Genomic DNA, 26247 nt, shown 5'->3' on the forward strand with positions numbered 1-26247 from the left:
CGCCGGCTTCCTCGCGATATCCCATATCTGCCGGATGCCACCTTTCCGGCCATCGTCAGCCAGATGAGCGACACGGGATTTCGAGGAGAGAGCCATCATGCGAAGCGTCGGCCTGCCACTGTTCCCGGGCTTCCAGATGCTCAGCCTGTCGGTGCTGGCGGCGTTCGAACTCGCCAACAACGTCGCCAGTGAGCCGGTCTACGACCTCCATCTGCTCTCGGAGAATGGTGGGCCGGTGCCCAGTTCGATCGGCGTGGGCGTCGAGACCAAACCGTTTGGCCAAGGGCGGCACGACACCACCATCATCGTCGGCGCCATGGTGGTTGGCCCCTCGACGCCCGGCCTGATCGGCCACCTGCGGAACGCCAGCCAAACCTCGCGCCGTGTCGCCTCGACCTGCACCGGCGCCTTCGTCCTGGCGGAAGCCGGGCTGCTCGACGGCCGCCGCGCCACGACCCACTGGGCCCACGCCCGCAACCTCCAGCGGCTCTATCCCAAGGTGAGGGTCGAGGAGGACAAGATCTTCATCAACGACGGCAATGTCTGGACCTCGGCCGGCATGACCGCCGGGATCGACTTGGCGCTGGCCCTGATCGAGGACGACCTCGGTAAGGAAACGTCAAAGACGGTCGCGAGGAAACTCGTCGTCTATCACCGCCGTTCCGGCGGCCAGTCGCAGTTTTCCGCGCTGCTCGACCTCGCCCCGAAGTCCGACCGCGTCCAGAGCGCGCTGGCCCACGCCAAGGGCAACCTCCGCAATCCCCTGTCGGTCGAGGAGCTGGCGGAAGCCGCCCGCCTCAGCCCACGCCAGTTCAGCCGAGTCTTCCGTGAGGAGACCGGCCAGTCCCCCGCCAAGGCGGTGGAACTGCTGCGCATCGAGGCGGCGCGCGTGATGATGGAGGAGGGCAACCACCCGATCGACACGGTGGCTCGGGAAACCGGCTTCGCCGACCGCGAGCGCATGCGGCGCGCCTTCCTGCGCGCGCTGGGCCAGCCGCCCCAGGCGATCCGCCGCGGCGCCCGGGCCTGATCACGGCGACAACGATGTCCTGAAAAGGGGTTTTTTCGACGTTTGAGCCATGGGCCGATCGACTTACGCTCCGTCGTTCAACGTTCCCCTGTTCGGAAACCCGCGATGATCACCATTACCGTGAATGGCCAGTCCCACCCGGTCGATGTCGAACCCGACACGCCCCTGCTGTGGGTTCTCCGCGATACGCTCGGCATGACCGGCACCAAATACGGTTGCGGCATCGCGCAATGCGGCGCCTGCACGGTGATGATCGATGGTCAGGCGACCCGCTCCTGCCAGACGCCGGTCGACAGCGTGGCCGACGCCAGCATCGTCACCATCGAGGCGATCGAGCGGGACGACATCGGCCGCAAGGTGGTGGAGGCCTGGGTTTCGCTCCAGGTGCCGCAATGCGGCTATTGCCAGTCGGGCCAGGTGATGGCGGCGACGGCATTGCTCAAGGAGACGCCGAAGCCGACCGACGAGGACATCGTCGACGCCATGACCAACCTGTGCCGCTGCGGCACCTACAACGCCATCGCCGCCGCCGTGCGGCAGGCGTCGGCTTGAGGACGGGCGCGCCATGAACCACCTGTTCCCCAACACCACCCAACCCCATACCCCGGCCATCGCCAACCTATCCCGCCGCGGCTTCCTCGGTGCCAGCCTGGGGGTCGGCGCCGGCGCCCTTGTGCTTGGCGTGCTGCTGCCGACCGGCTTCGCCCGCGGGCAGGCCGAAGGCATGGGGGCCGTGGCGCCCAAGCCGGGCACGCGGGTGCCCGCCTTTCTGGAGATCAACGCCGACGGCACCGTCAAGCTGCTCAGCCCATTCATCGAGGGCGGGCAGGGGATCAACACCACGCTGGCGCAGATCGTCGGCGAGGAGTTGGACGTAGATCCCGCCCGCTTCGTCGTCGAATGCGCCCCTCCGGGACCGGACTACGCCATCGTCAACGGGCTGCGCCTGACGGGAGGCAGCTTCTCCACCCGCTCCAGCTACGCCGTCATGCGCCGGCTTGGCGCCACCGCCCGCGAGATGCTGATCCGCGCCGCCGCCGCCCGGCTCAAGGTCCAGGATGGCGAGCTGGCGACCGAGGACGGCCGGGTCATCCACGCATCCTCGGGCCGCTCGCTCGCCTACGCCGATCTCGCCGCCGACGCCCTGACGCTGAAGCCGCGCGAGGACGTGCCGCTCCGCGACCCCGCCACCTTCCGCTACATCAGGAAACCGGTCGCGCGGCTCGACGTGCGCGACAAGTCGACCGGCAAGGCCGTCTACGCGATCGACCAGAAGGTTGACGGCATGCTTTACGCCGCCGTCCGGCACGCCACCCATTTCGGGACGGAGCCGGAGGGCTTCGGGAACGAGTCCGCCGTCAAGGCAATGCCCGGCGTTCACGCCGTCCACACCTTGCCCGGAGCGGTCGCGGTCACCGCCGATAGCTGGTACCGCGCCCGCAAGGCGGTCGAGGCGTTGGAGGTCCGCTGGTCAAAACCGGCGCCCTCCGGATTGGAGACGATCGCCGCCGATTTCTCGTCCGATGGAATGCTCGCGGCCCTCAAATCCGCGACCGGCAAGGGCCTGTCCGCCGAGACGGAGGGCGATACCGCCGCCGCCTTCGCGAAGGCCGCCAAGATCATCGGGGCCGACTACGACGCCCCCTATTTGGCCCACGCCCAGCTTGAGCCACCCTCGTCGATCGCCCGGTTCAATTCCAAGGGTGACCTTGAGGTCTGGCTGCCCAACCAGATGCCCGAGCTGTTCCAGGCGATGGCAGCGAAGACCGCCGGTCTCCAGCCGGATCGGGTGACGATCCACTCGCCCCTGCTGGGCGGCTTCTTCGGCCGGCACTTCATGTACATGACGGCGAACCCGTTCCCGCAGGCGATCCTGCTGGCCAAGGCGACGGGCAGGCCGGTCAAGGTGCTGTGGTCGCGCGAGGAGGAGTTCCTGAACGACGCCTTGCGGCCGCTCAGCCATAGCCGCTTCCGCGCCGCCTTGGACGCCCAGGGCCACCCGACCGCGATCGAGGTCCGCACGGTGGGCGAGGGACCGATCGGCCGCTGGTTCGGCGCGGTCTTCAAAAGTCCGCTCGACAGCTCCGCCGTGGAGGGCATCATCGAGAAGCCCTACGCCATCGCCAACCGGGGGATGGAGTTCGTCAAGGTCGCGCACCCGGTCAACATCGCGTTCTGGCGCTCGGTCGGCCATTCCATGAACGACTTCTTCTACGAGGGCTTCCTGGACGAGATCGCCGAGGCCGGCGGCAAGGACCCCTTCGCCTTGCGCATGGACCTGCTGAAGGACAAGCCGCGCCACAAGGCCCTGCTCCAGGCCGTCGCCGACCTGTCCGGCGGCTGGAGGCGTGGTCCCTACGACGCGCCTGACGGAAATGGGAAAGGTGGCAAGCGGGCGCGTGGCGTCGCCATGGCCTCGCCTTTCGGCTCGGAGACCGCCACCATCGCCGAGGTCTCGATCGACGGCGGCGAGGCCCGCGTCCACAATCTTTGGATCGCGATCGACCCTGGCAGCATCGTCAACCCGGCGATCGTCAAGGCCCAGGTCGAATCAGCGGCCGCCCTCGGGCTGTCGTCAGCCCTGTTCGAGCAGGTCGTCTACCAGGACGGCGTCCGCCAATCGAGCAACTACGACAGCTATCCGATCCTCCGCCGCGATCACATGCCGGCGGTGCATGTCCGCATCGTGGAGAGCGGCTCGCCGATGGGCGGCGTCGGCGAACCGGGCCTTCCCGGCGTGCCGCCCGCCGTGGCCAACGCCATCGCGGCGTTCGGCAACCAGCGGATCAGGAGCCTGCCCATCTCGAAGACGAGATTGTCGGGCGTCTGATCCGAACCGATCCAACCCCGCGTCAGCCGCCCGCCGGCGCGGAGTTGGAGGCCTCGATTTCGTCCAGCACCGCCCCCGGGGCGACATCGCGCTGGATCTCGTCCAACTCGGCGTCCATCGACGTCTCCACGCCCAGGCGGTCGGCGATGGCCGCCATCAGGGTGGCGAGCTTGGTGACCTCGTACTCGGCGAGAAGGCTGATCTGGAGATCCAGGTCGGCCCTCTTGTCCGCCGACGCCGCCATGCGGTTCTGGCTGATCAGCACGAAGGTGGACAGGAAGATGGCCTCCACCGAGGCGATCATCGCCAGCACGACGAAGGACGGATCCCATTGGGGCACGCCGGGGATCCAACCCAGGTTGGCGACGATCCACGATCCGAACGTCGCCAGATGAAGGTAGACGAACGTCATGCTGCCGGTGAAGCGGGTGATCGCCTCCGCGATCCGCTCCTGCAGGGTCGCCTCCGCCTCGTCACGCTCTCGGCGGTTTCGCAACGCCTGGATGTTGCGCTCCAACGCCGAACTCATACCCCGCGCCGTCGGCGGCGGGTAGGTCGGCCCCTTCCTCCCAGCCGCTTCCCCACCAGCACCCACGACGCCACCGCCCGCCGCGCTACCGCCCGTCACGCTGCCGTCAACCCGCTCGCCACTTCCGTCCATGCGCCGCTCCCCATGCCGTCCCCATGAGCCCGGCGGTACTCCCGGGTGGGACGACGCTACAACCGGCGCGGGTTCCGCTGCGTTCCCGTCAGGCGAGAGCTTCCGTGGTGAATAGCATGATGCGAACGCCGCCATGGGAGATGGGGGCCGTCGGCGGCGCGAAGGGCAGGCCGGTGGCGGCGGCGAGCCCCCGCTCGCTCGTCACCATTCCCACCCTCCAGCCGGCGAAACGCGACAGCAGAGTCCGCCCGAACGCTCCGTAGAGAGGATACAGGCTGTTCTTGTCACCCACCCGATTGCCATAAGGCGGGTTGCAGATGACCAGACCGGGAGGGCCGTCGGGCGGGACGAGGTCGCTGATCGAGTGCTGCCGGAACTCCGTCAACCCGGCGATCCCGGCGCGCTCCGCGTTGGCCCGGCTCATCGCGATGGCGCCGGCGTCGCGGTCGCTGCCGTAAAACCGGAACGTGATCTGGGCTGGATCGACGCCCTCACCCCCGGCACCGCGCATCGCCGCCCAAGCCGCCTCGTCGAAGCCCGCCAGCAGTTCGAAGGCGAAGCGCCGCGACCGTCCGGGATTGAGCCCGGCCGCGATCTCCGCCGCCTCGATCACGAAGGTGCCCGACCCGCACATCGGATCGACCACCGGCTCGCCGCCGTCATAGCCGCAGCGCCGCAGGAACAGGGAGGCCAGCGTCTCCCGGATCGGCGCCTTGTTGACGGCTTCCTTGTGGTTGCGCTTATGCAGGGACTCGCCGGAGGTGTCGACGCTGATGGTGCACAAGTCGTCGTCGATCCGCACCTTGACCTGAACCTCGGCGTCATCCGAGATGGGCGCCCCCAATTCCTCCCGGATCGCCGTCTCGATCCGCTGCGCCGCCGCACCCGCGTGATAGATGCGCGAACCCTTGCAGGCCGCCTCGACCCGCACGGGCACGTCCGGACGCAGGATGGCGCCCCAGTCGACCTTGCGGGCGCGCTTGTCGAGCTGGGCCAGATGGAAGGCCCGGAATTCGGCGACGCGCGCCAGGATGCGGCTGGCGCCGCGCAGTTCCAGGTTCGCCCGCCAGACCTCCGGCCAGCCACCCCGGATCGTCACGCCGCCCTTGATCACCGTGGGGTCGCGAAAGCCGCGGGCCAAAGCCTCTTCGCACAGCACGGATTCCAGGCCGGGGGAGGCCACGAGGAAGATTTCGATATCGCCGTCAGGTTCCATCCCGCCTACATATCGCCTGGACGCCCAGCCATCGACATCTTTCTCGCCGCACCATCCAGCGAGACCGTCAATCGCCCCTTGAACATGGCACCCCTTGAACATGGCACCGGCGGCCACAACTCGCTTGGGGTGATCGTAACATCGTAGGAGTTCCCGAAGATGCGTACAGTGATTGCCGCGACAGCCCTCCTTCTCGCCGCCTCGGTGGCGGGACCCGCCCTCGCTGGGGAAGGCGGATGCGCCTGGTCCCAGAGCGTCAAGGCCAATGGAACGACGACGACCCAAACGGCGCAGACGACCACGAGCACGGCGACGTCCACCGCCCCCAACGGCGGCTGACGCCTATTGGCGCTGGGCGGTGGTCTCCACTCCACCGCCCAGCGCCGCTTAGGTCACACCTCGCCCCAATCACACATCACAGGCCGCCCCGTCCCGCCAGATGGCGGATCAGGGCGGCACCCTCGGTGGAGGGCTTGACCTCGACCCGCCGATAGTCCCGTCCGTCGCGCGTCCGGGAGAGCAGACCAGCGTCGCACAGCTCGCGACGCAGCAAGGCGTGATCACCAAAGCCGTGCCGAGCCTCCAGGACGGCGTTGACAGCCTTCTCGCCATAGCTCCGCCCGGCCTCGAACCGCGACCACATTTCCCACAGGCACAGATCCTGATGCGACCGCCGCGCGGGCCACCGCAGTAAGATGGCGTTCTGGTCGAAGTGACCGGCGACGCGTTCCACCCGGCGATAATCCACTGGCTCCAAGCCATCCGGGGAGGCTTGCTCCTCAAGCCGCCCGCACGCGATGGCTTGGGCGCGGAAATGCTGGAAGTTCCTGTATCCGGTCGACCGCGCCAGCATGTTGAGCAATTCGACATGGCTGGGTGCTGCCGTGAGCCCGGCGAGTTGGCCCCTAAGCGATTTGGCGAACGCGGAAATATCGCTCGCCATCAGGGGCAGGGGTGTTCTGGACATCAACCAATCCTCCACAGTGCCTTCCCCTGACGGAGAGGTCGTGGTCACCGGCTTGCGACACGGCACGAGGTTTGGTGTCGGTCCTTGGGACTAAGCAGGTTTAGCTTCCCTCGCGGGACGGTGACGCCTGGGTGAACTGCGGACCCGCCCCTTTTCTAGAGCCGCGGCATTCCCGTTTCAACATCAATCGATCAGCGCCGATTTGGCAGGATGGCGCTGGCGATGACATCGAACAGATGTCCCGCGCGGGGCTCCAACGAGGGCTGGTCGCCAACCCACGAGAGCGCCCCGACCAGCGCGAACAGGTCGACGCCATCGATATCGGTCCGCGCCAATCCCTCCGCCTGGGCGCGGACAAGCAGCCGCGTGCCCGCCGACCGCATCGTGACGCAGGAGGCATGAAGAGCCGACTCTGGGTCCGCGATGGCGGCGACCATCAACGCGATGACGCCGCTGAAATTGTGGGAGACCGAGACCGCCTCGCGAAACCAGACCAGCAGCGCCTCATCGGGCGAGCCTTTTGTTTCAAGCTCGCCCGCCTTCCGCGTCAACTCGTCGAAGCTCGCCCGCAGCAAGGCCTCGAGCAAAGCCTCCCGCGTCGGGAAGTGACGGTACAGCGTGCCCAGCCCAACGTCGGCCTTGCGGGCGATGTCGCGGAGCGACGCGTCGGCGCCTTGTTCAGTCACGACATCGCGCGCGACCGCGAGAAGGTGGTCGTAATTCTTTTTGGCGTCTGCTCGCATGGGCTCATCTTGACAAGCGGAGCAGTGCTCCACTTATATCAGGAGCACCGCTCCGCTAACCATATCCTATTTCCACGGAAGGATGAAGCCATGCCGGCAAGCACGATGAAGGCCGTTCGCCAGCACGCGTTCGGCGGCCCTGAGGTCCTGCGCTACGAGGACGCGCCGATCCCCGAGCTGATGTCCGGCGAGGTTCTCGTCCGCGTCCGCGCGATCGGCGTCAATCCTCCCGACTGGTACCTGCGCGACGGTTACAGGATGCTGCCGCCGGAGTGGCGGCCCGAGGTGCCCTTCCCGGTGATCCTGGGAACGGATGTTTCGGGTGTGGTCGCGGCGGTCGCCGACGATGTCGCGGGCTTCGCCATCGGCGACGAGGTCTATTCCATGGTCCGGTTCCCCAGCTTCGGACCCAGCAAGGCCTATGCCGAGTACGTCAGCGTGCCGGCGTCGGAAATGGCGCCCAAACCGGCCGGCATCGACCACCCGCACGCGGCGGGAGCGCCGATGTCGCTGCTGACCGCGTGGCAATTCATGATCGAACTCGGCCACGACGAGCCGAACCCGCTTCAGCCAAACCGACACCAGCCGGTGCCGCTCGCCGGCAAAACCGTCCTGGTGAACGGCGCCGCCGGCGGGGTGGGACACTTCGCGGTGCAGATCGCGAAGCTGAAGGGCGCCGATGTCATCGCCGTGGTGTCGGGCAAGCATGAATCCCTGCTGCGCGACCTCGGCGCCGCCGACTTCATCGACTACACCAAAACCCCACCCGAGGATGTCGCGCGCGACATCGACCTCGTCATCGACGCCCTGGGCGGCCCGACCACCGGACGCTTCCTGCGCACGCTGAAGCGCGGCGGCGCCCTGTTCCCCATCTTCCCCCTCGGCTTCACCGACGCGGGAGACGCCGAAAAGCTGGGCGTCACCGTCTCGGCGACCTAAGTCCGCTCAAGCGGGGCCCAGTTGGCCGAAGTCGGACGCCTGCTCGATGACGGAACGATCCGCGTCGTCCTGGACAGCACCTACCCCCTCGCCGCCGCCCGCGAGGCACACGAACGAGCTGCCAAAGGCCACATCCAAGGCAAGATCGTCCTCACGGTCGAATGAGGCGAGGAACATCGGGGATGACGGAGGGCAAGCCTAAGGACTTAGCCAAACTTCTCCGCCGCAATCCGCGTCAAATAACCGGGATCTTCAGACATGATCACATGGTCGCTAACTTAAAGCCCCGCACTCCCCTTTCGTCAGGCCCGGATTTGATTCCACAGGCGCCATCTTGGGGTCTCCCGCTCCCCTCTCCGTCATACCCGGACTTGATCCGGGTATCTGTCATCGGGAGATCGCTTGGTGGAATCCCAACTCCACATTGAAGTTTCCACTTCAGCCGAAGCCAGGAGATGACCGGATCAAGTCCGGTCATGACGAAAAAAAGCGGATGAAGCCCGCGAAGCGTATGCGGCGTCCTTCGGTCAGCGCTCAAGGGATCAAGTCCGGGTCTGACGATACTGGAGGATTGATGCCCTGGGTCAGGCCACGACTCACACAAAGTCGGCACTCAAAGGACATGATCCGGGGACCCATCGAGCAGGAAGGTCCCCAGTCCTCACAGAATCGGCGGCTATCCGACTCGGTCCAAATAACCACCATGCGGGAGCGCCGCCTGACCGTTCACCCACCAACAAATCATTCCAGTACGCCTCAGAACATGCCGTTCGGGTTGGCCGAGCCTTCAGGCATGACTTGCAGCACATCCCAGTGCTCGACGATCCGGCCATCATCATCGAGCCGGAAGATATCGATCGCGGCATAGTCATGATCGCCGGGCCAGCGCTGGAGGCAATGCAGGACGACGAAATCGTCCTCGGCCAGCGCCCGCTTGATCTCCACGCGCTTACCCGGCCACTCCTGCGCCATACGCTCGAAATATTCGATGAAGCCAGCCTTGCCGGTCGCCACATGCGGATTGTGCTGGACGTAGTCGGCACCGGCATATCTCTCGATCGCCTCCCGTGGCTCACAGTCGTTGAACATCAATTCGTAGAAGGCAATCACGGTCGCCTTGTTGCGTTCCAGATCGGGCATGTCGTCCTCCACGTGACAGGGGGCGTCTTACGAACCCCATCAGAACAGTACCTCACTCCGCTTCGCTGACGACCAGTACGAAATGATCTCCACCCGCACGATTGGGTTTAAAGTGAAAATCGCCCGATCCTTTCCGCCAACAGCGCCCCCCAGCCATCGCGGACCTCACCATCGAGCGTGGGTGAGCGGCTGGCCCCGTTAGGGTGGCCAAGCGGTGGCAATCCGATTTCAACCCTGACCGGACCGACCCGATCGGTTGGAGCGAGGCTCCCGCGCGGATGTTCCGCCGTGCCCCCTCACAACCACCGACAACAGAGCGGCGGTCAACGATCGAATAAATACCTTGAGAGCTTGAAGCGCCACTTCAGCTTCCCTGGCGGGGCATGACGTTGAGTGAACCGCCGGCCCGTTCAGCCGTATGGTACTGTGTCGTTCCGCCTTCAAGACCGGCAGGTTTTGCCAGGCCCGGAAACTGACCGAAGATATTGATCCCTCGTCCACTTTCTTATTGATGTCCTTTCTAGGTGGATGTCGCCACCAACTCAGTTACATGATACAGATCAATGAAACTCAATCGGTCTCTGTCAATTTGACTGGGGAGGTCGCCATGAGCAAAAAATTTGATAAATTTGGCGTTCAGGTTTCTGGTAAAGGAGATGAGGTGGTTGTGCTGGGGCATGGGTTTGGGACCAACCAATCCGCATGGTCCAAATTGAGGCCGTGGCTTGAGGAACATTACGCGGTCGTCACCTATGACATGGTCGGTTCGGTTCCAACGAACTCATATTACTATGATGCGGTTTCATATGCTTCGCTTGAAAGTTTCGCTGAAGATCTGCTGACGGTCATGTCGATCGCGCAGGTCAAAAAATGCAGCTTTGTAGGCCATTCGGTAGCCGGGATGATTGGTGTGTTGGCCAGCCTTGCGCATCCCACACCAATCGAGCGACTGGTACTCATCGGCTCTTCGCCATCGTACCTGAACCGACCTGGATACGTCGGCGGTTTTACACCAGATGGAATCGGAGCCATGCTGGAACCGTTGATTGAAAACTACCGGCTTTGGGTCGATAGCTTCTCAAGGATGATTGCTGCGGATGGCGGGGAAAATCCCACTTCGATTGATCTCGCCCGCAGTCTGCTCAATATACAGCCTGACATCGCGCTGTCGATCCTGACCATGATCATGCGATCGGATTTGCGCGATCGTCTTGCCGAGGTCAAGGTTCCCACGATCATCATTCAGACCAGACGAGATGCGGCGGTTCCTTTGGAGGTCGCGCAGTACATGCATGACCATATCCGCGGCAGCGTGTTGGAAATCCTCGATACCGATGGGCATTTGCCGCATATCAGCGCGCCACGAAAGTTGATCGAGGTTTTGGCCAGATCCCTGCCAACCGGCGTGCAACTCCCGTCGCCTCATCTGGATTCCGCCTGACAAGTCATGTCTGCGGCGTCCCTCCATAGGTGGCGTCGACGTTCAGCATCACGTTGCTGCCGCTATCATACCAGTTATCGTCCTCGGTGAGTTTGCGCTCACTGGTGTCGGTTGGTCATTCATGATCCTGCGATCCAGTATTTCGCTTGGCAGGCATGACCTAAAGGGCCGGGCGGGAAAAACACCGGCTGTTTTGCCCCGATCCTCCGCCACCCTGATCGAAATCATTGCAATGCGTCTCAAATTTAGGATAATAATCAAAAACCATTCCTATCAGCCCAAGGCGCCCGCCATGAAGACCCCGCCTCCCGCCGCCGCACCCACCAACGAGACCCACACCGCCGCCGTCCCCAAGCGGCCCCTTCTGACCACCCGCCAGGAGGAGTTTTGCGAGGCCATGTCGTTCGGCGTCGGAGGAGCGGAGGCGGCCAGGATGGCGGGGTATTCGGCCAGTGGCGCGAAACAGCGCGGTGCCTTCCTGATGCGCCAGCCGGAAATCCGCGTGCGGATCGACGAGATCAGGGCCGCGCGGCGGACCGCGCATCAGGCTTACCTGGATGAGGCGGACGAGCAGGTCGGCTGGGTGATCGAGGACGCCTTCGAAAGCAAACGCCCGGCTCTGGCCCTTCGCGCCATCGAATTCCGCCTCAGGCTGCGCGGTGTCATCCAGGACAAGCGGATCGACCATCACCATCACGGCGCGCTCGACAGCCACCCGCACCCCGACGCCGATTTGGAGGATCTTCCCGGCGACCCCGATGAGGATCTTGATCCCATCCGCTACCGCCCCGGCTACGTCCCCGAAACTCCCGAGCCGCCCGCCGCCGAGCATGACCAAAGCACTGGGATGATGACCTATGATGACCTTCCAGCGGATTTTCCCCTGATCCCAGCCCCGAACCCGGCTCCCCACGGCGGCCCGCATGGTGGACTGACCTTGGCCGACCTTTCCGGCGCGATCGACCGGGTCACCGCGGAGTTCTCCTCGCTCCTCGACCCCAACCGCCTCAAGCCCTGTCCCAAGCCCAGCCTCACGCCCGCCCGCAAGCCAGCCACCGCCGCCTGAACCAGCCACACCCCGCCGAGCCACCGCGAAATTCCGCCTACGCCCTCCCTTGCGGCATCTAGAAAGCGTGCTTATTATATGCTTGCTTATGAACGGCGGGGCAATCGGCGCCTGTTCAGGAACCTTCCGACAATGGCTGAAGCGAGAATGCTGAGAGAACCCGAAGCGCGGGACGGTGGCGCCAAGCCGACGATCCCGGTCCAGGACCGCGTGACCCCGGCCCCCAACCTAAAACCCAACCCCGCTCCCGGTCCCACCGCCACCCCGCGGGCGGCCGCCACCGCCACCCTGGAGACGCCGGCCAAGCCCAGGCGGCGCTGGCTGCGCCCCGTCCTGTTCGCGCTGTTGCCGGTGGCCCTGGTGGCGGGCGGTTACGAATACGTCACGGGCGGCAGGATCATGTCGACCGACAATGCCTATGTGCAGGCCGACATGGTCGGCATCGCGACCGACGTTTCCGGCATCGTCAAGGAGATCGCGGTCCACGAGAACCAGGTGGTCAAGGCCGGCGACGTGCTGTTCCGCCTGGATGACCAGCCGTACCGGCTCTCCCTGGCCCGCGCCGAGGCCCAGATCGGCATCGTCCGCAACGACCTGTCGGCGCTGCGGGCCAGCTACCGCGACATGCAGGCCCAGATCGAGCAGGCCCAGTCGGACCTCGCGTTCTACAACACCGACCTGGACCGGCAGCGGCAGCTCGCCAGCAGCAACTTCGCCTCTCGGGCGACCTTCGACGTGTCCCGGCACAATGTCCAGACGGCCGAGCTTAGGATCTCGTCGCTCAAGCAGCGGCTCGCCGGAATCGCGGCCAGCCTCAATGGCGATCCCGACGCGCCGGTCGAACAACATCCGCGCTTCAAGGACGCCGTCGCCGCGCGGGACGAGATGGCGCGGCAACTGTCCCACACCACCGTCCTGGCGCCCATGGCCGGTGTCGTCACCAAGGTGCCGTCGCTCCAGGTCGGGCAGTATCTGTCCTCCGCCTCCGCCGCCTTCAGCCTGGTCGCCACCGACCATGTCTGGATCGACGCCTCGCCGAAGGAAACCGAACTGACCCACGTGCGGCCGGGGCAACCCGTGGCGATCTCGGTCGACACATATCCCGGCGTCGAGTGGAACGGCACGGTTGACAGCGTCAGCCCGGCGTCGGGAGCCAGCTTCTCCCTGCTGCCCGCCCAGAACACGTCGGGCAACTGGGTCAAGGTGGTCCAGCGCATCCCCATGCGCATCCGCATCGACACTCCAGCGGACCAGACCGCCGACCGTCCTCCGCTGCGGGTCGGCATGAGCGTCACAGTCGGTGTCGACACCAACCACGCCCGCGGCGTGCCGGAGTTCCTGACCGGTCTATTCGGCGCCAGCCATGTCTAGCACCACCGCCGCGGCGACCCCGGCCGTGCCGACGCCGGTCAAGAACCGCGGCGCCATCACCGCCTGCGTGATCCTCGCGGTGATCATGCAGGCGCTGGACACCACCATCGCCAACGTCGCCTTGCCCTATATCCAGGGCAGCGTCGCGGCCAGCGCCGACCAGATCAACTGGGTGCTGACCTCCTACATCGTGGCGGCCGCGATCATGACGCCGCCGTCGGGCTATCTGGCGACGCGGTTCGGCCGCAAGCGCATCCTGTCGGTGTCGATCGTCGGGTTCGTCGTCGCCTCCGTCCTGTGCGGTTTGTCGCAATCACTCATGCAGATCGTCGTGTTCCGGCTGCTGCAAGGCTTCTTCGGCGCGGCGCTGGTGCCGCTGTCGCAATCGATCCTGCTCGACATCTACTCCGCCGAGGAGCGCGGCTCCGCCATGGCGCTGTTCGGCGTCTCGGTCATGGTCGGTCCGGTGCTGGGGCCGGTGATCGGCGGCTGGCTGACCGATCATGTCAGCTGGCGCTGGGTCTTCTACATCAACGTGCCGATCGGCGCGCTGGCGCTGGCCGGCGTCTCGGCCTTCGTGGTCGAGACCAAGAGCGACCTGTCGGCCAAGCTGGACTGGATGGGATTCGGCCTGCTCAGCCTGTCGATCGCCTCGCTCCAGCTCTTCCTGGACCGGGGCGAGCAGTTGGACTGGTTCAACTCGGGCGAGATCCTGATCGAGAGCGTGGTCGCGGCCTCCGCCTTCTATCTCTTCCTGGCGCACACCTTCACCGCCGGGTCGGTCGGCAAGACCTCGTTCGTCGATCCCAGGATGTTCCTGGACCGCAACTTCGCGGTCGGAATGCTCTTCATCTTCGTGGTCGGCATCACCTATCTGGCCTCGCTGGCGCTGATGACACCCTACCTGCAAGGCTTGATGGGCTATCCGGTGGTGACGGCCGGCATGGTGATGGGGCCGCGTGGCATGGGGACCATGGTCTGCATGTTCCTGGTCGGCAAGCTGATCGGGCGGGTCGACACGCGCTGGCTGCTGCTGACCGGTCTCGGCATGACCGCCTGGGCGATGTACGACATGACAGGGTGGACGCCCGACGTGTCGCAATGGACCATCGTCCATGTCGGCTTCATCCAGGGCGCCGGGCTGGGCTTCCTGTTCGTGCCGCTGACGACGGTGACCTTCGCCACCCTGCCGCCGGAGAAACGGGGCGAAGGGACGGGGCTGTACAACCTGTCGCGCAACATCGGCTCCGCCGTCGGCATCTCGATCGTCACCGCCCTGTTGACCGAGAACGTCCAGGCCAACCACGCCGACATCGCCAGCCACGTGACACCGTTCAACCGCCTGTTCGACAATCCGGTCGTCCACCAGGCGCTGGACCCCACGACGCCGGTGGGCCGCGCGGCGCTCGACGGCCTGATCACGGAGCAAGCGACGATCATCGGCTACATCGACGACTTCAAGCTGCTGATGATCCTCTCGCTGGTCGTCATGCCACTGGTGCTGCTGCTGCGGAAACCGGCCAGCCCAACCGCGGTCGATCACAGCGTGGCGATGGAGTGAGACGGCGAAGGCGGTGAGCTTGAAAGCGGCGAAGCCCCGCGCAAGATACTGGTATGGGATCTGAAACAATCCCGCTCCGGCTGCGTTAAGACTAACTTGTTCCTATCTTTCAAGTAGTCTAACTGCGCCGGATCCATTCCTGATGCCACAGGCGATCACCTTCGAATACGATTATGGGATCGTCGCGATCTCCATAGCGATCGCGGTGTTCGCGTCCTTCATCTCCTATGACATCTGTCTGAGGGCCCGTACCGCGTCAGGCTCCATGAGGTCGGTGTGGATCGCCGCTGCGGCCATAGCGGCCGGGGGTGGCATCTGGTCGATGCACTTCATCGGCATGCTGGCGATGCGGATGCCGATGAGCGTCACCTATGACTTCTGGTGGACGTTCGTCTCCCTGATCCTGCCTATCGTGGTGACCTGGGTCGGGTTCACCGTGGCGCTGGCGTGGCGCGATTCCGCCGTGGCGCTGCTGGCCGGCGGCGCGGTGGTCGGCACTGGGGTCATCGTCATGCACTTCCTGGGCATGCTGGCGATGCGGATGGACGCGACCATCACCCACGACCCTTTCCTGGCGGGGCTGGCGGTCGTGCTGGCCGTGGTGCTGTCGACCGCCGCGCTGTTCATCGCCTTCAAGCCGTCGCCCAGTCCCTGGCTGGCGGCGGCGGGCGCGGTCGTCATGGGCATCGCGGTCAGCAGCATGCACTACACCGCCATGGCGGCGTGCCGGATGGTGATGGCCGAGCCTCACGGCGCCGACCACGCGGCGGCGCCCATCCCCGTCTCATTGCTGGCGTTCGCCATCTTCGCGACCTTGTCGGCGGCGCTCCTGCTGGTCCTGTTCGCCTCGCGCCTGGACCGCAACCACGCGGAGGAGGTCGAGCGTCGGTCGAATGAGGCCGCCGGCCGGGTCAAGCGGTTCCGCGACCTGCTCAGGCTGTCGTCCGACCTGATCTCGCCGCTCGACAGCCATGGCCGCTTCATCGGCGAGGTCATGTCGGCCCAGCGGCCGCTGGGTTACGCGCCGGGTGAACTGACCGGCCACAAGTTCATCGATCTGTTGCCCGCCGAGGATCGCGCGATGGTGCGGGGCTGGCTGCTGGAGGCGGAGGTTGGCAACCATCCCTCGACCATCCAATGCCGCATCCTGGCGAAATCCGGAGCCCACATCCCGTGCGAGTGCCGGGCGGTCAAGGTGGACGATCCGGACAGCGGCTGGGCGATCGTGATCAGCGCCCGCGACCTGACGGAACGGCAGCGCATCGAGACCCGCCTCAACCAGTTCCAGCGGCTGGAGGCGCTGGGCCAGATGGCCAGCGGCGTGGCGCACGATTACAACAACCTGCTGACGGCGGTGTCGCTGAACCTGGAGACGGTCGAGCGTCGGCTGCCGTCCAGCGATCTGCTGGAGCATCTTCGGCTGGCCCAACAGGCCCTGGCCCATGGCAACAGCCTCACCAAGCAGCTCCTGGCCTTCGCCCGCCAGCAAAAGGTCGAGCCCGAACCGCTGGACCTCAACGCCGTGGTCCGGGGCATCGACCAGTTCATCAAGATGTCCCTCTCGTCACAGGTCAGCGTCGACCTGGACCTGTCGGATGATCTGTGGCCCTGCATGGCGGACCGCGGCATGCTGGAGGCGGCGCTCCTCAACTTGGTGGTCAACGCCCGCGACGCGATGCCGGGCGGCGGAACCATCCGGATCGCCAGCGGCAACGAGACGGTCAAGCGGGTCTATCCCGGCTCCAGCCACCTGCCCGATGGGGATTACGTGTCGCTGATCCTGACCGACACCGGGGTCGGCATGCCGCCCGACGTGGTGGCGCGCGCCGCCGAGCCGTTCTTCACAACCAAGGCCAGCGGCAAGGGCACCGGGCTCGGTCTCAGCATGGTCTTCGGCTTCGCCCGCCAGTTCGGCGGTGACCTGGACATCGACAGCGCGAAAGGGGAGGGGACCACGGTCCGCATCCTCCTGCCCCGCACCACCGCCGTCCCCATGCCGGCGCGGACCCGGGATGCCCAGGCCGAGCCCACCGCCCAGCCCGGCTCGATCCTGCTGGTGGAGGACGATCTGGCGGTCCGCTACGCGACGGCGACCCTGCTGCGCGAGCGGGGTTTCGTGGTCCTGGACTGCGAGAACGCCGAGCAGGCCCTCCAGATGCCCGACCTCGACAAGATGGATCTGCTGATCACCGACCTCCACATGGGCCATATCAGTGGGCTGGAACTGGCGGAGCTGCTGACGGCCCGATATCCGGGGATGGGCGTCATCCTGACCTCCGGGTCGAGCGCCGGTTCCGGTGCTGGACGCCTGGAGGCGAACCATCGTTTCCGCCACCTGACCAAGCCCTACCCCGACGAGACCCTGCTGGGCGAGATCGCCGCGGGGCTGGCGGAACGCCGCCCAGCTCCCGCCGACAGCAGCGAGATCCTGGTCGTCGATCCCGATCCGATCAACCGGGAGAAGCTGGCGGCGCTGGTCGGCAACGCCGGGTTCGGCCACTGTGAAATCGCCGCCTCGCGGGAGGAGGCGGTGGCGGCGGCCTCGCTTGGCCACTGTCTCGTGGCCCTGGTCGACGCCGGGCCGGTGGACAGCCAGGACGGTGTCGAGACCGGCCGGCGCCTCCACCGCGACTTCGGCGTCCGGGTCATCCTGGTGTCGTCCGGCGTGGCGGTGGTGCCGACCGACTACCCGATCGACGGCTTCCTGGTCAGGTCCTTCACCCTGGAGCAGCTGGCTGAGAAGCTCCGCTCGGCGCTGACGGCGGCCGACGGGATCCGGGGTGCCGTCTGACGCGCGATCAGCCCCGGCGCTCAAGCTCCTCGCGGACCATCTTCTTGGTGATCTTGCCGTAGGCGGATTTCGGCAACTCCTCCCAGAAGACGACGCGCTTCGGCATCTTGTAGCGGGCGAACTTGCCGTCCAGCCACCGCAACAGGCCCTCCTCGGTGACCTCGGCCCCCGGTCGAGGCACGCAGACCGCGACGCCGACCTCGCCCCACGTCGGGTCGGGCACGCCCAGCACGGCGACCTCCGCCAGGTCCGGGTGCATCAGGATCTTCTCCTCGATCTCCCGCGGGTAGATGTTGGAGCCGCCCGAGATGTACATGTCGGACGCGCGGCCCGTGATGTACAGGAAGCCCTCGGCGTCGACATGACCCAGGTCGCCGGTCCGGAACCAGCCGTTCCGGAACGACTTGGCGTTAGCCTCCGGGTTGTCGTAGTAGCCGGCGAACACGGCGGGACCGCAGACGCAGATCTCGCCGGTCTGGCCGGCTTCGACCTCCTCGCCGGCGTCGTCCTGGATCGAGACCTGGATGCCGGTCCGCTCGAAGCCGCAGGTGCCGATCCGCGCGGCGTCGCCATCCTCCTCCTCGTGCAGGTGGCAGGGCAGCACCGTGATGTTGCCCGTCACCTCCCCCAACCCGAAATACTGGACCAGCACCCGGCCCAGCTTCCGCAGGGCGTGCTTCTGGTCGGCCCGGTACATCGGAGCGCCGGCGTAGATCACGTGCCGCAACGAGGAATGGTCGTAGCGGTCGACCGACTCATGCTCGGTCAGCATCTTCAGGATGGTCGGCACCGTGAAGATGTTGGACACGCGCCACAGCGCCACCAGCGACCAGACCTGCTCGACATCCAGCCGCTCCGAGGTCGGCAGGATCGTCTTGACCGCCCGCGCCACCTGGACCAGCTGGTGGATGCCGGCCCCGTGGGACAGCGGCGCCACCACCAGCGAGACATCCGCGTTGGTGGTGCCCGGCATCAGGTCGCACAGGTGGTTGGTGATGACGAAGGCCATCTGCCCATGTGTCAGCACGGCGGCCTTGGGGCGGCCGGTCGTGCCGGAGGTGAAGAAGAACCAGCACGGGTCGTCCCGCTCGACCCCGGCGGCGGGGGCGCTCTCGCCGTCGTGACTGGCCACCAGCGCGTCGTACTCGTCGTGGCCGTCCAGCGCCCCGATCGTGATGACGCGGGCCAGCTCCGGGGATGCGGCCCGGCAGGCGGCGATATGGTCCGGGAAGTCGGCGTGGCAGATCATCGTGGTGGCGCCGCTGGCCTTCGCCAGATAGGCCACCTCGTCCGGCGTCTGCCGGTAGTTGGTTGGAACCCACACGGCGCCCAGCTTGAAGCAGGCGAACATGGACTCGAACATCTGATTGCAGTTCTTCGACTGCACCAGCACGCGGTCGCCCTTGGCGACGCCGAGCCTGGCCAGCGCCACCGCCATGGCGTCGACCCGCCGCCGCATGTCGGCCCAGGTCCACGCCTTGTCGCCCCAGACGAAGCCGAGATCCGGCCCGTGCCGGCGGGCCGCCTGGTTCAGGAAGTTGTACAGGTTCATGACCCGCGTGGTCTGTGGCGCCACGCCGCCGAGGACGGTTCCGGCTTGGGCGGACATCACTTGACCCGTTCGAGGATCGAGACGTAGTTGGCGACGGCGGCGCCGCCCATGTTGAAGACGCCGGCCAGCTTGGCGTCCGGCACCTGCATGCCCTCGGCCTCGTTCATCAGCTGGAGCGCCGCCATCACATGCATCGAGACGCCGGTCGCCCCGATCGGGTGCCCCTTGGACTTGAGCCCGCCCGACGCGTTGACCGGCAGCTTGCCGCCCTTGGCGGTGGTGCCGTCGCGGACGACGCGGTAACCCTGGCCCGGCTCGGCCAGCCCCATCGCCTCGTACTCGATCATCTCGGCGATGGTGAAGCAGTCATGCGTCTCGACCAGGCTGAGGTCGTCCAGCGTCAGGCCGGACTGGTCCAGCGCCTTCCTCCAGGCCATGCGGGCGCCCTCGAAGGCGGTCGGGTCGCGGCGCGACAGCGGCAGGAAGTCGTTGACGTGGCGGCGCGCCCGGAAGGCGATGGCCCGCTCCAGCCCCTCGGCCGTCTCGGCGTCGGCGATCACCAGCGCCGCGGCGCCGTCGGACACCAGCGAGCAGTCGGTCCGCCGCAGCGGTGCCGCGACATACGGGTTCTTGTCCGACACCGTGTTGCAGAACTCGAAGCCGAAGTCCTTCCGCATGTGGGCGTAGGGATTGCCCATGCCGTTGGCGTGGTTCTTGGCCGCGATCCGGGCCAGTTCCTCCGACCGGTCGCCATAGCGTTGGAAGTAGTTCTGCGTGATCCGGCCGAAGATGCCGGCGAAACCGCCCTCGACGCTGGCCTCCTCGCGGTGGTAGCTGGCGCCTAGCAGGATGTCGCCGATCTGGACGCCCGGCGTCGCCGTCATCTTCTCGGCGCCGACCACCAAGGCGATGCGGCCGCGGCCTGACTCGACGAAATCCAGCGCGCTGTAGAGCGCCGCCGAACCGGTCGAGCAGGCGTTCTCCAGCCGGGTCGCCGGCACGTGGGCCAGCTTCTCGTCGGCCAGCGCCACCAGCGACGCCTGGAAGTCCTGCTTGGAGAAGCCGTTGTTCATGACGCCGACATAGATGCCGTCGACATCCCCGGCGTCGACGCCGGCGTGTTCGAGCGCGGCACCGGTGACCTGCGCCATCAGCGCCTCGGTGTCGGGGGCGTCCGACTTGCCGAACACGGTGTGCGCCCAGCCGACGATTCTCGCTTGTCCCGTCATGGTCTCATCTCCCTATGCTGATCTTCTGTCTGGTCTTCGCCGCCGGAGGTTCGGCCGAGGCGCGGCGTTGCGCCCGGCGCGGCCCGCCGGCGGGGTCCGTCTGGTTGGCCAGTTTCGCCTCCAGCAGGCGCGCCTCCCGCTGGAGCAGGAGCGCCAGGACCGGCTGGCGATCCTCCGGTAGCCGACTGGCGATGGCCGCGATGCTGAGCGCGCCGGCGGGGCGGCCGTCCGGCCCCATCACCGCCACGCCGATCCCCCACGAGCTTGGCAAGATCAGGCCGGGATTGACCGCGTAGCCCCGCTCGCGGGTCAAGGCCAGGGTAGCCCGCAAGTCGTCGTAGGGGAACCGCGGATAGCGTTCGGCCACGACCTGTCGGTTCGCCTCGATCACCGCGTCGGCGTCGTCGTCGTCCAGCGCCGCCAGCAGGGCCAGCGAACCGGCGCCCAGGCCCAGCGGATAGCGGTCGCCAGCGTTCAGGATATGGGTGCGGATCGGGTAGGCTCCCTCCTCGCGATGTAGGCAGACCGACCACGTGTCGCGCCGCACCGACAGGAAGGCGCTCTCCTCCGACACCTCGGCGATGCGGACGAGGTTGCCCATCGCCAGCTGGTGGATGCCGTAGCGTCGCGCCGCCAGGGTTCCGAGCACGTATGTTTCCTCGCCGAGGAAGTAGCGCCGGGTCTCCGGATCCTGGGAAACGAGACCGGCGCGCATCAGCGCCATGACGAGGCGCCGCGCGGTCGGCTTGTTGAGCTTGCTCTCCTCGACGATGCGGGACAGCGGCATTCCGATATCGCCATGGCGCCCGATCAGCGTCAGCAGGCGGAGCGCGCGGTCGACGCTCTGGGCACCGCTGAAGTCCGCCTGGACGACGTCACGCTCCCTCACAGGCTTTCCTCCGGCGATCCATATTGTAGACCTGCGTTTGTTTTTATCGAGCCCGATGAGGCGGAAGGATATTGTAATCCGCGCGAAGATCAATATCCTTCGCCCCGCGAACAAGAAATTCGGGTCCACGACATGGACCGGCGCCCCGAATAGCGGTCCATATCATGGACCTTGTGACGGAGCCGGCCTCCCGTGTCGAAGGCGACGATGCACAGGGAGGCGATCAAGAACAATGCGAGCCCTCATCGACAATATCGAGGAAGCGCTCTGCGGCCTGATCTTCATGGCGATGACCCTGCTGGGTTTCGCCAATGTCACGGTCCGATACCTGTCCAACCATTCCCTGGCGTCGACCGAGGAACTGCTGATCAATGGTTTCCTGCTGCTGACCGTGCTGGGTGCTGCGATCGCGGCCAAGCGGGGCGATCATCTGGCCGTCACCATCATCCATGACCTGCTGCCCCGGCGCGGCAAGATCGCGATGATCGTGATCTCGACGGCGCTCGGCTGCGTGCTGCTGGGCGCCTCCGCCTGGTTCACGGCTGAACTGGTGTCGAACCAGCTGTCCAACGGCATGCTGTCCTACGCGCTCCAGGTTCCGGCCTGGTACTACACGGCGGCCGTTCCGGTCGCCTTCGTCCTGGTCATGGTCCGCTTCATCCAGCAGGCGGGAAGGGCGGTGCGGGAGTTGGCGGACCCGCCCATGGCGATGCCCGGAACCGGGGTCGGAGGGAGCCATGTCTGAGATCGGTGTCGGCACGCAGATGCTGCTGGCGTTCTTCCTGCTGCTGTTCCTGAAGCTGCCGGTCGCCTTCGCGCTGGGGCTTTCCGCCATCTTCGCCATGTGGCAACTGGGCTTCGGCCTGGAGATGGTCGGCGATCTGATCACGACCGGGATCACCAAGTATTCCTTGCTGGCTGTGCCGTTCTTCATCCTGGCCGGCGCGCTGATGGGCGTCGTCGGCATCGCGGAGCGCATGATCCAATTCTTCCGGGTGCTGATCGGCGGGCTGCCCGGCGGCATGGGCGTCGTCGGCACCGTCGTCTGCCTGTTCTGGGGAGCGGTCAGCGGGTCCGGCCCGGCCTCGGTCGCGGCGATCGGGCCGCTGATCATCAAGAGCATGGTCGACGACGGCTATCCCAAAGCCTTCTCGGCGGCGCTGGTCTGCACCGGGGCCGCCCTGTCGATCGTCATCCCGCCGTCGATTGGGCTGGTGATCTACGGCGTCATCGCCGAGACCTCGATCTCCGACCTGTTCCTGGCCGCCATCGTCCCCGGCCTGATCATGGGCATCCTGATGCTGGCGACGCTGCCCTACGCGGCGCGCGGCCGGGCCAAGGCGCTGGCCGCCAGCAGCGCAGCGGGAACCGGGCTGATGGCGCAACCCCACGCCCACCTGCCGTATTTCTCCCGCCTGTGGCGCGCCTTCGTCGACGCCATCTGGGGCCTGCTGACGCCGGTCGTCATCCTGGGCGGCATCTATGGCGGCATCTTCACGCCGACCGAGGCCGCGATCATCGCCACCGTCTATGCCATGTTCGTCGGCGTCGTGATCTACCGGACCCTGACGCCCAAGGTGTTGTTCTCGGCCCTGGCCGACGCCAGCGCCTCGTCGGCGGTCGTCATGCTGGTGGTCGCCTTCGCCAGCCTGTTCGGCTGGGTGGTCACGGTGGACGACGTGGTCGGCCAATACTCGACCCTGCTGCTCGGCCTCAGCCACAACGAGTGGGTCATCCTGGCGGTCATCGCCGTGATCCTGCTGATCGCCGGCATGTTCATGGACGCGATCACGATCATGTTCATCACGCTGCCGATCTTCCTGCCGGTGGTCAAGGAGTTGGGCTGGGACCCGGTCTGGTTCGGCGTGATCCTGATGGTCAACCTCTCGATCGGCCTGTTCACGCCGCCGGTTGGCATCAACCTGTTCGTCGCCGCCAACATCACCCGACTGTCGCTGGAACGCATCGCCATCGGCGCCATCCCGTTCCTGTTCACGAGCCTGATCGGCCTGACCATCCTGTCGATCTTTCCGTGGTTCTCGCAGTTCGTGCTGGCCTATATGAAATGACCCTATGAAGTGACTGGGGCGCCAAGGCCCCGGCGTAACGACAAGATCTTTGGGAGGAGCAAGATAATGACGATGAAATTGACCCACGCCCTGAAGGCGGTGGCGTTCTCCGCGGTGCTCGGGTTCGGCTTCGCCGGCGCCGCCTCGGCGGAGACGTTCCGGCTGTCGCACAACACCTCGGACGCGACCACTTGGCACAAGGGTGGCGAGCGGTTCGGCGAATTGATGAAGGAGGCGTCCGGCGGCAAGGACTCCGTCCGCCTGTTCCCCAACGCCACGCTGACCGGCGGCGATCAGATGAAGCAGGCGGAGATGGTCGGGCGGGGCGCGCTGGACTTCGTCATCACGTCGGCCATCAACGTGACGCCGCTCGTTCCGGAGATGGCGGCGTTCTCGCTGCCCTACCTGTTCTCGTCCTATGGCCAAGTGGACGCCGCGACCAGCGGGCAGCCGGGCGAGATGCTGACCGGGATCATGGAGAAGCACGGCATCGTCGTGCTGGCCTGGGGTGAGAACGGCTTCCGCGAGGTCACCAACAACGTCCGGCCGATCAAGTCGCCGGCCGACCTCAAGGGCCTGAAGATGCGCGTCGCCGGCCCGATGTACATCGACGTGATGAACGCGCTGGGCGCCAACCCGCAGCAGATGCAGTGGGTGGAGACCTTCTCAGCCCTCCAGCAGGGCGTGGTCGACGGCCAGGAGAACCCGATCGGCGCGGTGATCATTCCGCAGCGGGTTTACGAGGTCCAGAAGTACCTGACGACGTGGCACTATTCCTACGATCCGGTCTTCCTCGGTGTTTCCAAGAAGCGTTGGGAAAGCTGGGACGAAGCGACCCGCGCGCGGGTGAGGACGGCGGCCGAGCAGGCCATGACCTACCAGCGCGACCTGACCCGCGAGGAGACCGAAAAGGGCCTCGAGTTCCTGCGCGGCAAGGGCATGCAGGTCTACGAGCCGACGGACGACGAGCGCAAGGCGTTCAAGGACGCGACGAAGGGGGCGTTCGACACCTGGGCGACCAAGGTCGGCCCCGATCTGGCCGCCGCGTTCCAGAAAGCGGCCGACAGCGCCGGGACGAACTGAAGCGATGCCCTCGATCCCAGCACCCGGCCCAGCACCTAGTCCCACACCTGCCGCCAAAACGGCTAGACGCACGCTGACGCATCCCGGGCCTATCGGCCCGGAACGAGTCGAGAGCCGCGCTGGACGGTCCAAACAGCTGGCTTTCACGCTGAAGCCGGGCCTGACCATCAACGAGGCGATCACCGGCCCTCTGCTCGATGCCGGGATCCAGGGCGCCGTGGTCGAGATCGAGGGTGGTGCCCTCGGGCCCTTCACCTATGTGCTACCGGCCGCCTCGTCGGATGGCAAGCACGCGGCGTATTACAGTCAGCCCCACGTGATCGAGGGGCTGACCCGGATCGAGCGCGCGAGCGTCAGCGTCGGGCTGCGCGAGGACTCGCCATTCATCCACTGCCACGGCGTCTGGATCGAGCCGGACGGCTCGCGCCGCGCCGGTCACATGATGCCGTTCGAGACGGTGATTGCGGAACCCGTCACCGCCCGCGCCTGGGGCCTGACCGACGCCAATTTCCTGGCGGAACCCGATTCGGAAACCAACTTCACCCTGTTCCACCCTGTCGGAGCCGAGGAAGCCAAGGGAAAGCCGTCGGCCGTCCTCGCCCGCGTCCGCCCGAACGAGGACATCTGCGAAGCGGTCGAAACCCTGTGCCGCCGGCACGGGATCGGCTCCGCGACGGTCCGCGGCATCGGATCGCTGGTTGGGGCCGAGTTCGGGGATGGTCGGATCGTCGGCTCCCACGCCAGCGAGATCCTCATCACCCGGGGCCATGTCCAGGCCGACGGAGCGGTCACGCTGGAGATCGCCATGGTCGACATGGCGGGCGTCATCCACGAGGGGCGGCTGATCCCCGGCCGCAATTCCGTCTGTGTCACCTTCGAGATCCACGTGGAGGAAGCATGAGGACGGCCATCGTCACCGGCGGGGCGTCCGGCATCGGCCTCGCCACCACCCGCCTGCTGCTGGAGGAGGGATGGCGGGTGGTCGCCGCCGACCGGAATCCGGCGGCGCTGGACGACGCGCGCGGAAAACTCTCCGCCGCCGCCGACCAGTTGCGACTGGTAGAATTGGACGTCACCAGCGAGGAGGCGGTCGACACCCTGGTCGCCGACACCGCGTCGTCGTTCGGGCCGATTGGCGGTGTCGTCAATTCGGCCGGCTTCGGCCGCGACATCCCGTTCTTCGACACCACGCCCGACCTGTTCCGCCAGATCCACGAGGTCAATGTGATTGGCGCGTTCCTGGTTTCCCGCGCGGCTGCGCTGGCGATGCGGGAAACGGGAGGCGGCGCGATCGTCAACATCGCGTCGGTATCCGGCATGATCGGCAACATCGGCCGCACCGCCTATGGCGCGTCCAAAGGTGCCGTCATCGCGATGACGAAGGTGATGGCGGTGGAACTGGCGCCGCACGCGATCCGCGTCAACACGGTGGCGCCGGGACCGATCGAGACGCCCCTCGTGGCCGCCGTCCACACGCCCGAGATCAGGGAGGGCTGGCACCGGACGGTGCCGATGCGCCGGTATGGCATGCCGGACGAGATCGCGAGCACCATCTCGTTCCTGCTCGACGACCGCCGCGCCAGCTATGTGACTGGCCAGACACTGGCGGTCGACGGCGGTTTCGTCGCGAGCGGCCTGCTCGCCCCCGAAGGGTAGATCCCCGAGAGGT

The 26247-nt window shown here is 66.3% G+C and carries 23 protein-coding genes and 1 pseudogene; 16 read left to right on the forward strand and 8 right to left on the reverse strand.

The window, feature by feature from the left end:
• Positions 1 to 97 precede the first annotated feature (97 nt).
• From N825_RS21030 to N825_RS21040, 3 genes are all read left to right on the forward strand, one after another.
• On the forward strand, positions 98 to 1030 hold the full coding sequence (locus N825_RS21030) for a GlxA family transcriptional regulator (RefSeq protein WP_037456652.1): 933 nt from the start codon (positions 98 to 100) through the stop codon (positions 1028 to 1030).
• 105 nt (positions 1031 to 1135) lie between these two features.
• Positions 1136 to 1582 carry a (2Fe-2S)-binding protein gene (locus N825_RS21035; RefSeq protein ID WP_037456653.1) on the forward strand — a complete coding sequence of 149 codons (447 nt, stop codon included), beginning with the start codon at positions 1136 to 1138 and terminating at the stop codon, positions 1580 to 1582.
• A 13-nt stretch (positions 1583 to 1595) separates the two neighbouring features.
• A complete protein-coding gene (locus tag N825_RS21040) occupies positions 1596 to 3860 on the forward strand; it encodes a xanthine dehydrogenase family protein molybdopterin-binding subunit (RefSeq protein ID WP_037456655.1) in 2265 nt (754 codons plus the stop codon).
• 22 nt (positions 3861 to 3882) lie between these two features.
• On the opposite strand, the gene N825_RS21045 is transcribed toward N825_RS21040, so the two are convergent.
• The gene (locus N825_RS21045; protein ID WP_084164935.1) at positions 3883 to 4521 is read right to left on the reverse strand and encodes a DUF1003 domain-containing protein; all 639 of its coding nucleotides are present in this window, start codon (positions 4519 to 4521) and stop codon (positions 3883 to 3885) included.
• A gap of 88 nt (positions 4522 to 4609) precedes the next feature.
• Positions 4610 to 5737, reverse strand: a complete 1128-nt coding sequence (locus N825_RS21050; RefSeq protein ID WP_037456660.1) for a THUMP domain-containing class I SAM-dependent RNA methyltransferase — start codon at positions 5735 to 5737, stop codon at positions 4610 to 4612.
• Positions 5738 to 5896: 159 nt separating this feature from the next.
• Between N825_RS21050 and N825_RS39055 the strand changes: the two genes are divergently transcribed.
• On the forward strand, positions 5897 to 6076 hold the full coding sequence (locus tag N825_RS39055) for a hypothetical protein (protein ID WP_157619462.1): 180 nt from the start codon (positions 5897 to 5899) through the stop codon (positions 6074 to 6076).
• 76 nt (positions 6077 to 6152) lie between these two features.
• Here N825_RS39055 and N825_RS21055 read toward each other — a convergent pair whose 3' ends face one another.
• Both N825_RS21055 and N825_RS21060 read right to left on the reverse strand, forming a co-directional pair.
• Positions 6153 to 6704, reverse strand: coding sequence for a DUF2087 domain-containing protein (locus tag N825_RS21055; protein WP_037456663.1), 552 nt, complete (start codon positions 6702 to 6704; stop codon positions 6153 to 6155).
• Positions 6705 to 6895: 191 nt separating this feature from the next.
• Entirely contained in the window at positions 6896 to 7447 is a 552-nt protein-coding gene (locus N825_RS21060; protein ID WP_037456665.1) for a TetR/AcrR family transcriptional regulator, read from the reverse strand.
• Positions 7448 to 7537: 90 nt separating this feature from the next.
• On the opposite strand from N825_RS21060, the gene N825_RS21065 reads away from it, so the two are divergent.
• Positions 7538 to 8386 carry an NADP-dependent oxidoreductase gene (locus N825_RS21065; protein ID WP_245613188.1) on the forward strand — a complete coding sequence of 283 codons (849 nt, stop codon included), beginning with the start codon at positions 7538 to 7540 and terminating at the stop codon, positions 8384 to 8386.
• A 15-nt stretch (positions 8387 to 8401) separates the two neighbouring features.
• Positions 8402 to 8551 (forward strand): annotated as a pseudogene (locus N825_RS40415) (zinc-binding dehydrogenase); the annotation flags it as partial.
• 591 nt (positions 8552 to 9142) lie between these two features.
• Here the strand turns inward: N825_RS40415 and N825_RS21070 are convergent.
• Positions 9143 to 9526, reverse strand: a complete 384-nt coding sequence (locus N825_RS21070; RefSeq protein WP_037456852.1) for a nuclear transport factor 2 family protein — start codon at positions 9524 to 9526, stop codon at positions 9143 to 9145.
• A gap of 607 nt (positions 9527 to 10133) precedes the next feature.
• Between N825_RS21070 and N825_RS21075 the strand changes: the two genes are divergently transcribed.
• From N825_RS21075 to N825_RS21095, 5 genes are all read left to right on the forward strand, one after another.
• Positions 10134 to 10967 (forward strand): alpha/beta fold hydrolase, encoded by an 834-nt coding sequence (locus N825_RS21075; RefSeq protein WP_063833901.1) that lies wholly within the window; start codon positions 10134 to 10136, stop codon positions 10965 to 10967.
• Between the two features lie 292 nt (positions 10968 to 11259).
• On the forward strand, positions 11260 to 12033 hold the full coding sequence (locus N825_RS21080; RefSeq protein WP_037456667.1) for a terminase small subunit: 774 nt from the start codon (positions 11260 to 11262) through the stop codon (positions 12031 to 12033).
• Between the two features lie 132 nt (positions 12034 to 12165).
• Entirely contained in the window at positions 12166 to 13404 is a 1239-nt protein-coding gene (locus N825_RS21085; protein ID WP_037456671.1) for an HlyD family secretion protein, read from the forward strand.
• Positions 13397 to 14965 (forward strand): DHA2 family efflux MFS transporter permease subunit, encoded by a 1569-nt coding sequence (locus tag N825_RS21090; RefSeq protein ID WP_037456675.1) that lies wholly within the window; start codon positions 13397 to 13399, stop codon positions 14963 to 14965. The genes N825_RS21085 and N825_RS21090 overlap by 8 nt, the downstream gene beginning before the upstream one ends.
• Positions 14966 to 15107: 142 nt before the next feature.
• Positions 15108 to 17756, forward strand: a complete 2649-nt coding sequence (locus N825_RS21095; protein ID WP_037456677.1) for an MHYT domain-containing protein — start codon at positions 15108 to 15110, stop codon at positions 17754 to 17756.
• Between the two features lie 7 nt (positions 17757 to 17763).
• Here N825_RS21095 and N825_RS21100 read toward each other — a convergent pair whose 3' ends face one another.
• The 3 genes from N825_RS21100 to N825_RS21110 are packed head-to-tail and all read right to left on the reverse strand — an operon-like array spanning position 17764 to position 21426.
• Positions 17764 to 19365 carry an acyl-CoA synthetase gene (locus N825_RS21100; protein ID WP_037456680.1) on the reverse strand — a complete coding sequence of 534 codons (1602 nt, stop codon included), beginning with the start codon at positions 19363 to 19365 and terminating at the stop codon, positions 17764 to 17766.
• Positions 19365 to 20537 carry an acetyl-CoA acetyltransferase gene (locus tag N825_RS21105; protein ID WP_037456683.1) on the reverse strand — a complete coding sequence of 391 codons (1173 nt, stop codon included), beginning with the start codon at positions 20535 to 20537 and terminating at the stop codon, positions 19365 to 19367. Before N825_RS21105 ends, N825_RS21100 begins: the two co-directional genes overlap by 1 nt.
• Positions 20538 to 20541: 4 nt before the next feature.
• Positions 20542 to 21426: an IclR family transcriptional regulator gene (locus N825_RS21110; protein ID WP_063833893.1), complete on the reverse strand. Its 885-nt coding sequence runs from the start codon at positions 21424 to 21426 to the stop codon at positions 20542 to 20544.
• 232 nt (positions 21427 to 21658) lie between these two features.
• Between N825_RS21110 and N825_RS21115 the strand changes: the two genes are divergently transcribed.
• The 5 genes from N825_RS21115 to N825_RS21135 all read left to right on the forward strand — a co-directional run bounded on the left by N825_RS21115 (position 21659) and on the right by N825_RS21135 (position 26234).
• On the forward strand, positions 21659 to 22171 hold the full coding sequence (locus tag N825_RS21115) for a TRAP transporter small permease (protein WP_051512707.1): 513 nt from the start codon (positions 21659 to 21661) through the stop codon (positions 22169 to 22171).
• A complete protein-coding gene (locus N825_RS21120) occupies positions 22164 to 23495 on the forward strand; it encodes a TRAP transporter large permease (protein ID WP_037456686.1) in 1332 nt (443 codons plus the stop codon). Before N825_RS21115 ends, N825_RS21120 begins: the two co-directional genes overlap by 8 nt.
• A 66-nt stretch (positions 23496 to 23561) precedes the next feature.
• A complete protein-coding gene (locus N825_RS21125) occupies positions 23562 to 24578 on the forward strand; it encodes a DctP family TRAP transporter solute-binding subunit (RefSeq protein ID WP_198038800.1) in 1017 nt (338 codons plus the stop codon).
• Positions 24579 to 24582: 4 nt separating this feature from the next.
• Positions 24583 to 25479 (forward strand): PCC domain-containing protein, encoded by an 897-nt coding sequence (locus N825_RS21130; RefSeq protein ID WP_084164937.1) that lies wholly within the window; start codon positions 24583 to 24585, stop codon positions 25477 to 25479.
• Complete coding sequence (locus N825_RS21135) at positions 25476 to 26234, forward strand: SDR family NAD(P)-dependent oxidoreductase (RefSeq protein WP_037456689.1); 759 nt, start codon at positions 25476 to 25478, stop codon at positions 26232 to 26234. The genes N825_RS21130 and N825_RS21135 overlap by 4 nt, the downstream gene beginning before the upstream one ends.
• The last annotated feature ends 13 nt before the right edge of the window (positions 26235 to 26247 follow it).

Source organism: Skermanella stibiiresistens SB22 (genome assembly GCF_000576635.1).
Lineage (GTDB): Bacteria > Pseudomonadota > Alphaproteobacteria > Azospirillales > Azospirillaceae > Skermanella > Skermanella stibiiresistens.

Bases quoted from the DNA above. Each gene is read 5' to 3' on its own strand.
- N825_RS21115 (WP_051512707.1), top strand. From the start codon at position 21,659: ATGCGAGCCCTCATCGACAATATCGAGGAAGCGCTCTGCGGCCTGATC.
- N825_RS21090 (WP_037456675.1), top strand. From the start codon at position 13,397: ATGTCTAGCACCACCGCCGCGGCGACCCCGGCCGTGCCGACGCCGGTC.
- N825_RS21125 (WP_198038800.1), top strand. From the start codon at position 23,562: ATGACGATGAAATTGACCCACGCCCTGAAGGCGGTGGCGTTCTCCGCG.
- N825_RS21050 (WP_037456660.1), bottom strand. From the start codon at position 5,737: ATGGAACCTGACGGCGATATCGAAATCTTCCTCGTGGCCTCCCCCGGC.
- N825_RS21080 (WP_037456667.1), top strand. From the start codon at position 11,260: ATGAAGACCCCGCCTCCCGCCGCCGCACCCACCAACGAGACCCACACC.
- N825_RS21065 (WP_245613188.1), top strand. From the start codon at position 7,538: ATGCCGGCAAGCACGATGAAGGCCGTTCGCCAGCACGCGTTCGGCGGC.
- N825_RS21135 (WP_037456689.1), top strand. From the start codon at position 25,476: ATGAGGACGGCCATCGTCACCGGCGGGGCGTCCGGCATCGGCCTCGCC.
- N825_RS21055 (WP_037456663.1), bottom strand. From the start codon at position 6,704: ATGTCCAGAACACCCCTGCCCCTGATGGCGAGCGATATTTCCGCGTTC.
- N825_RS21105 (WP_037456683.1), bottom strand. From the start codon at position 20,537: ATGACGGGACAAGCGAGAATCGTCGGCTGGGCGCACACCGTGTTCGGC.
- N825_RS21085 (WP_037456671.1), top strand. From the start codon at position 12,166: ATGGCTGAAGCGAGAATGCTGAGAGAACCCGAAGCGCGGGACGGTGGC.
- N825_RS21095 (WP_037456677.1), top strand. From the start codon at position 15,108: ATGCCACAGGCGATCACCTTCGAATACGATTATGGGATCGTCGCGATC.
- N825_RS21035 (WP_037456653.1), top strand. From the start codon at position 1,136: ATGATCACCATTACCGTGAATGGCCAGTCCCACCCGGTCGATGTCGAA.
- N825_RS21060 (WP_037456665.1), bottom strand. From the start codon at position 7,447: ATGCGAGCAGACGCCAAAAAGAATTACGACCACCTTCTCGCGGTCGCG.
- N825_RS21075 (WP_063833901.1), top strand. From the start codon at position 10,134: ATGAGCAAAAAATTTGATAAATTTGGCGTTCAGGTTTCTGGTAAAGGA.
- N825_RS21040 (WP_037456655.1), top strand. From the start codon at position 1,596: ATGAACCACCTGTTCCCCAACACCACCCAACCCCATACCCCGGCCATC.
- N825_RS21100 (WP_037456680.1), bottom strand. From the start codon at position 19,365: ATGTCCGCCCAAGCCGGAACCGTCCTCGGCGGCGTGGCGCCACAGACC.
- N825_RS21120 (WP_037456686.1), top strand. From the start codon at position 22,164: ATGTCTGAGATCGGTGTCGGCACGCAGATGCTGCTGGCGTTCTTCCTG.
- N825_RS21070 (WP_037456852.1), bottom strand. From the start codon at position 9,526: ATGCCCGATCTGGAACGCAACAAGGCGACCGTGATTGCCTTCTACGAA.
- N825_RS21030 (WP_037456652.1), top strand. From the start codon at position 98: ATGCGAAGCGTCGGCCTGCCACTGTTCCCGGGCTTCCAGATGCTCAGC.
- N825_RS39055 (WP_157619462.1), top strand. From the start codon at position 5,897: ATGCGTACAGTGATTGCCGCGACAGCCCTCCTTCTCGCCGCCTCGGTG.
- N825_RS21130 (WP_084164937.1), top strand. From the start codon at position 24,583: ATGCCCTCGATCCCAGCACCCGGCCCAGCACCTAGTCCCACACCTGCC.
- N825_RS21045 (WP_084164935.1), bottom strand. From the start codon at position 4,521: ATGGACGGAAGTGGCGAGCGGGTTGACGGCAGCGTGACGGGCGGTAGC.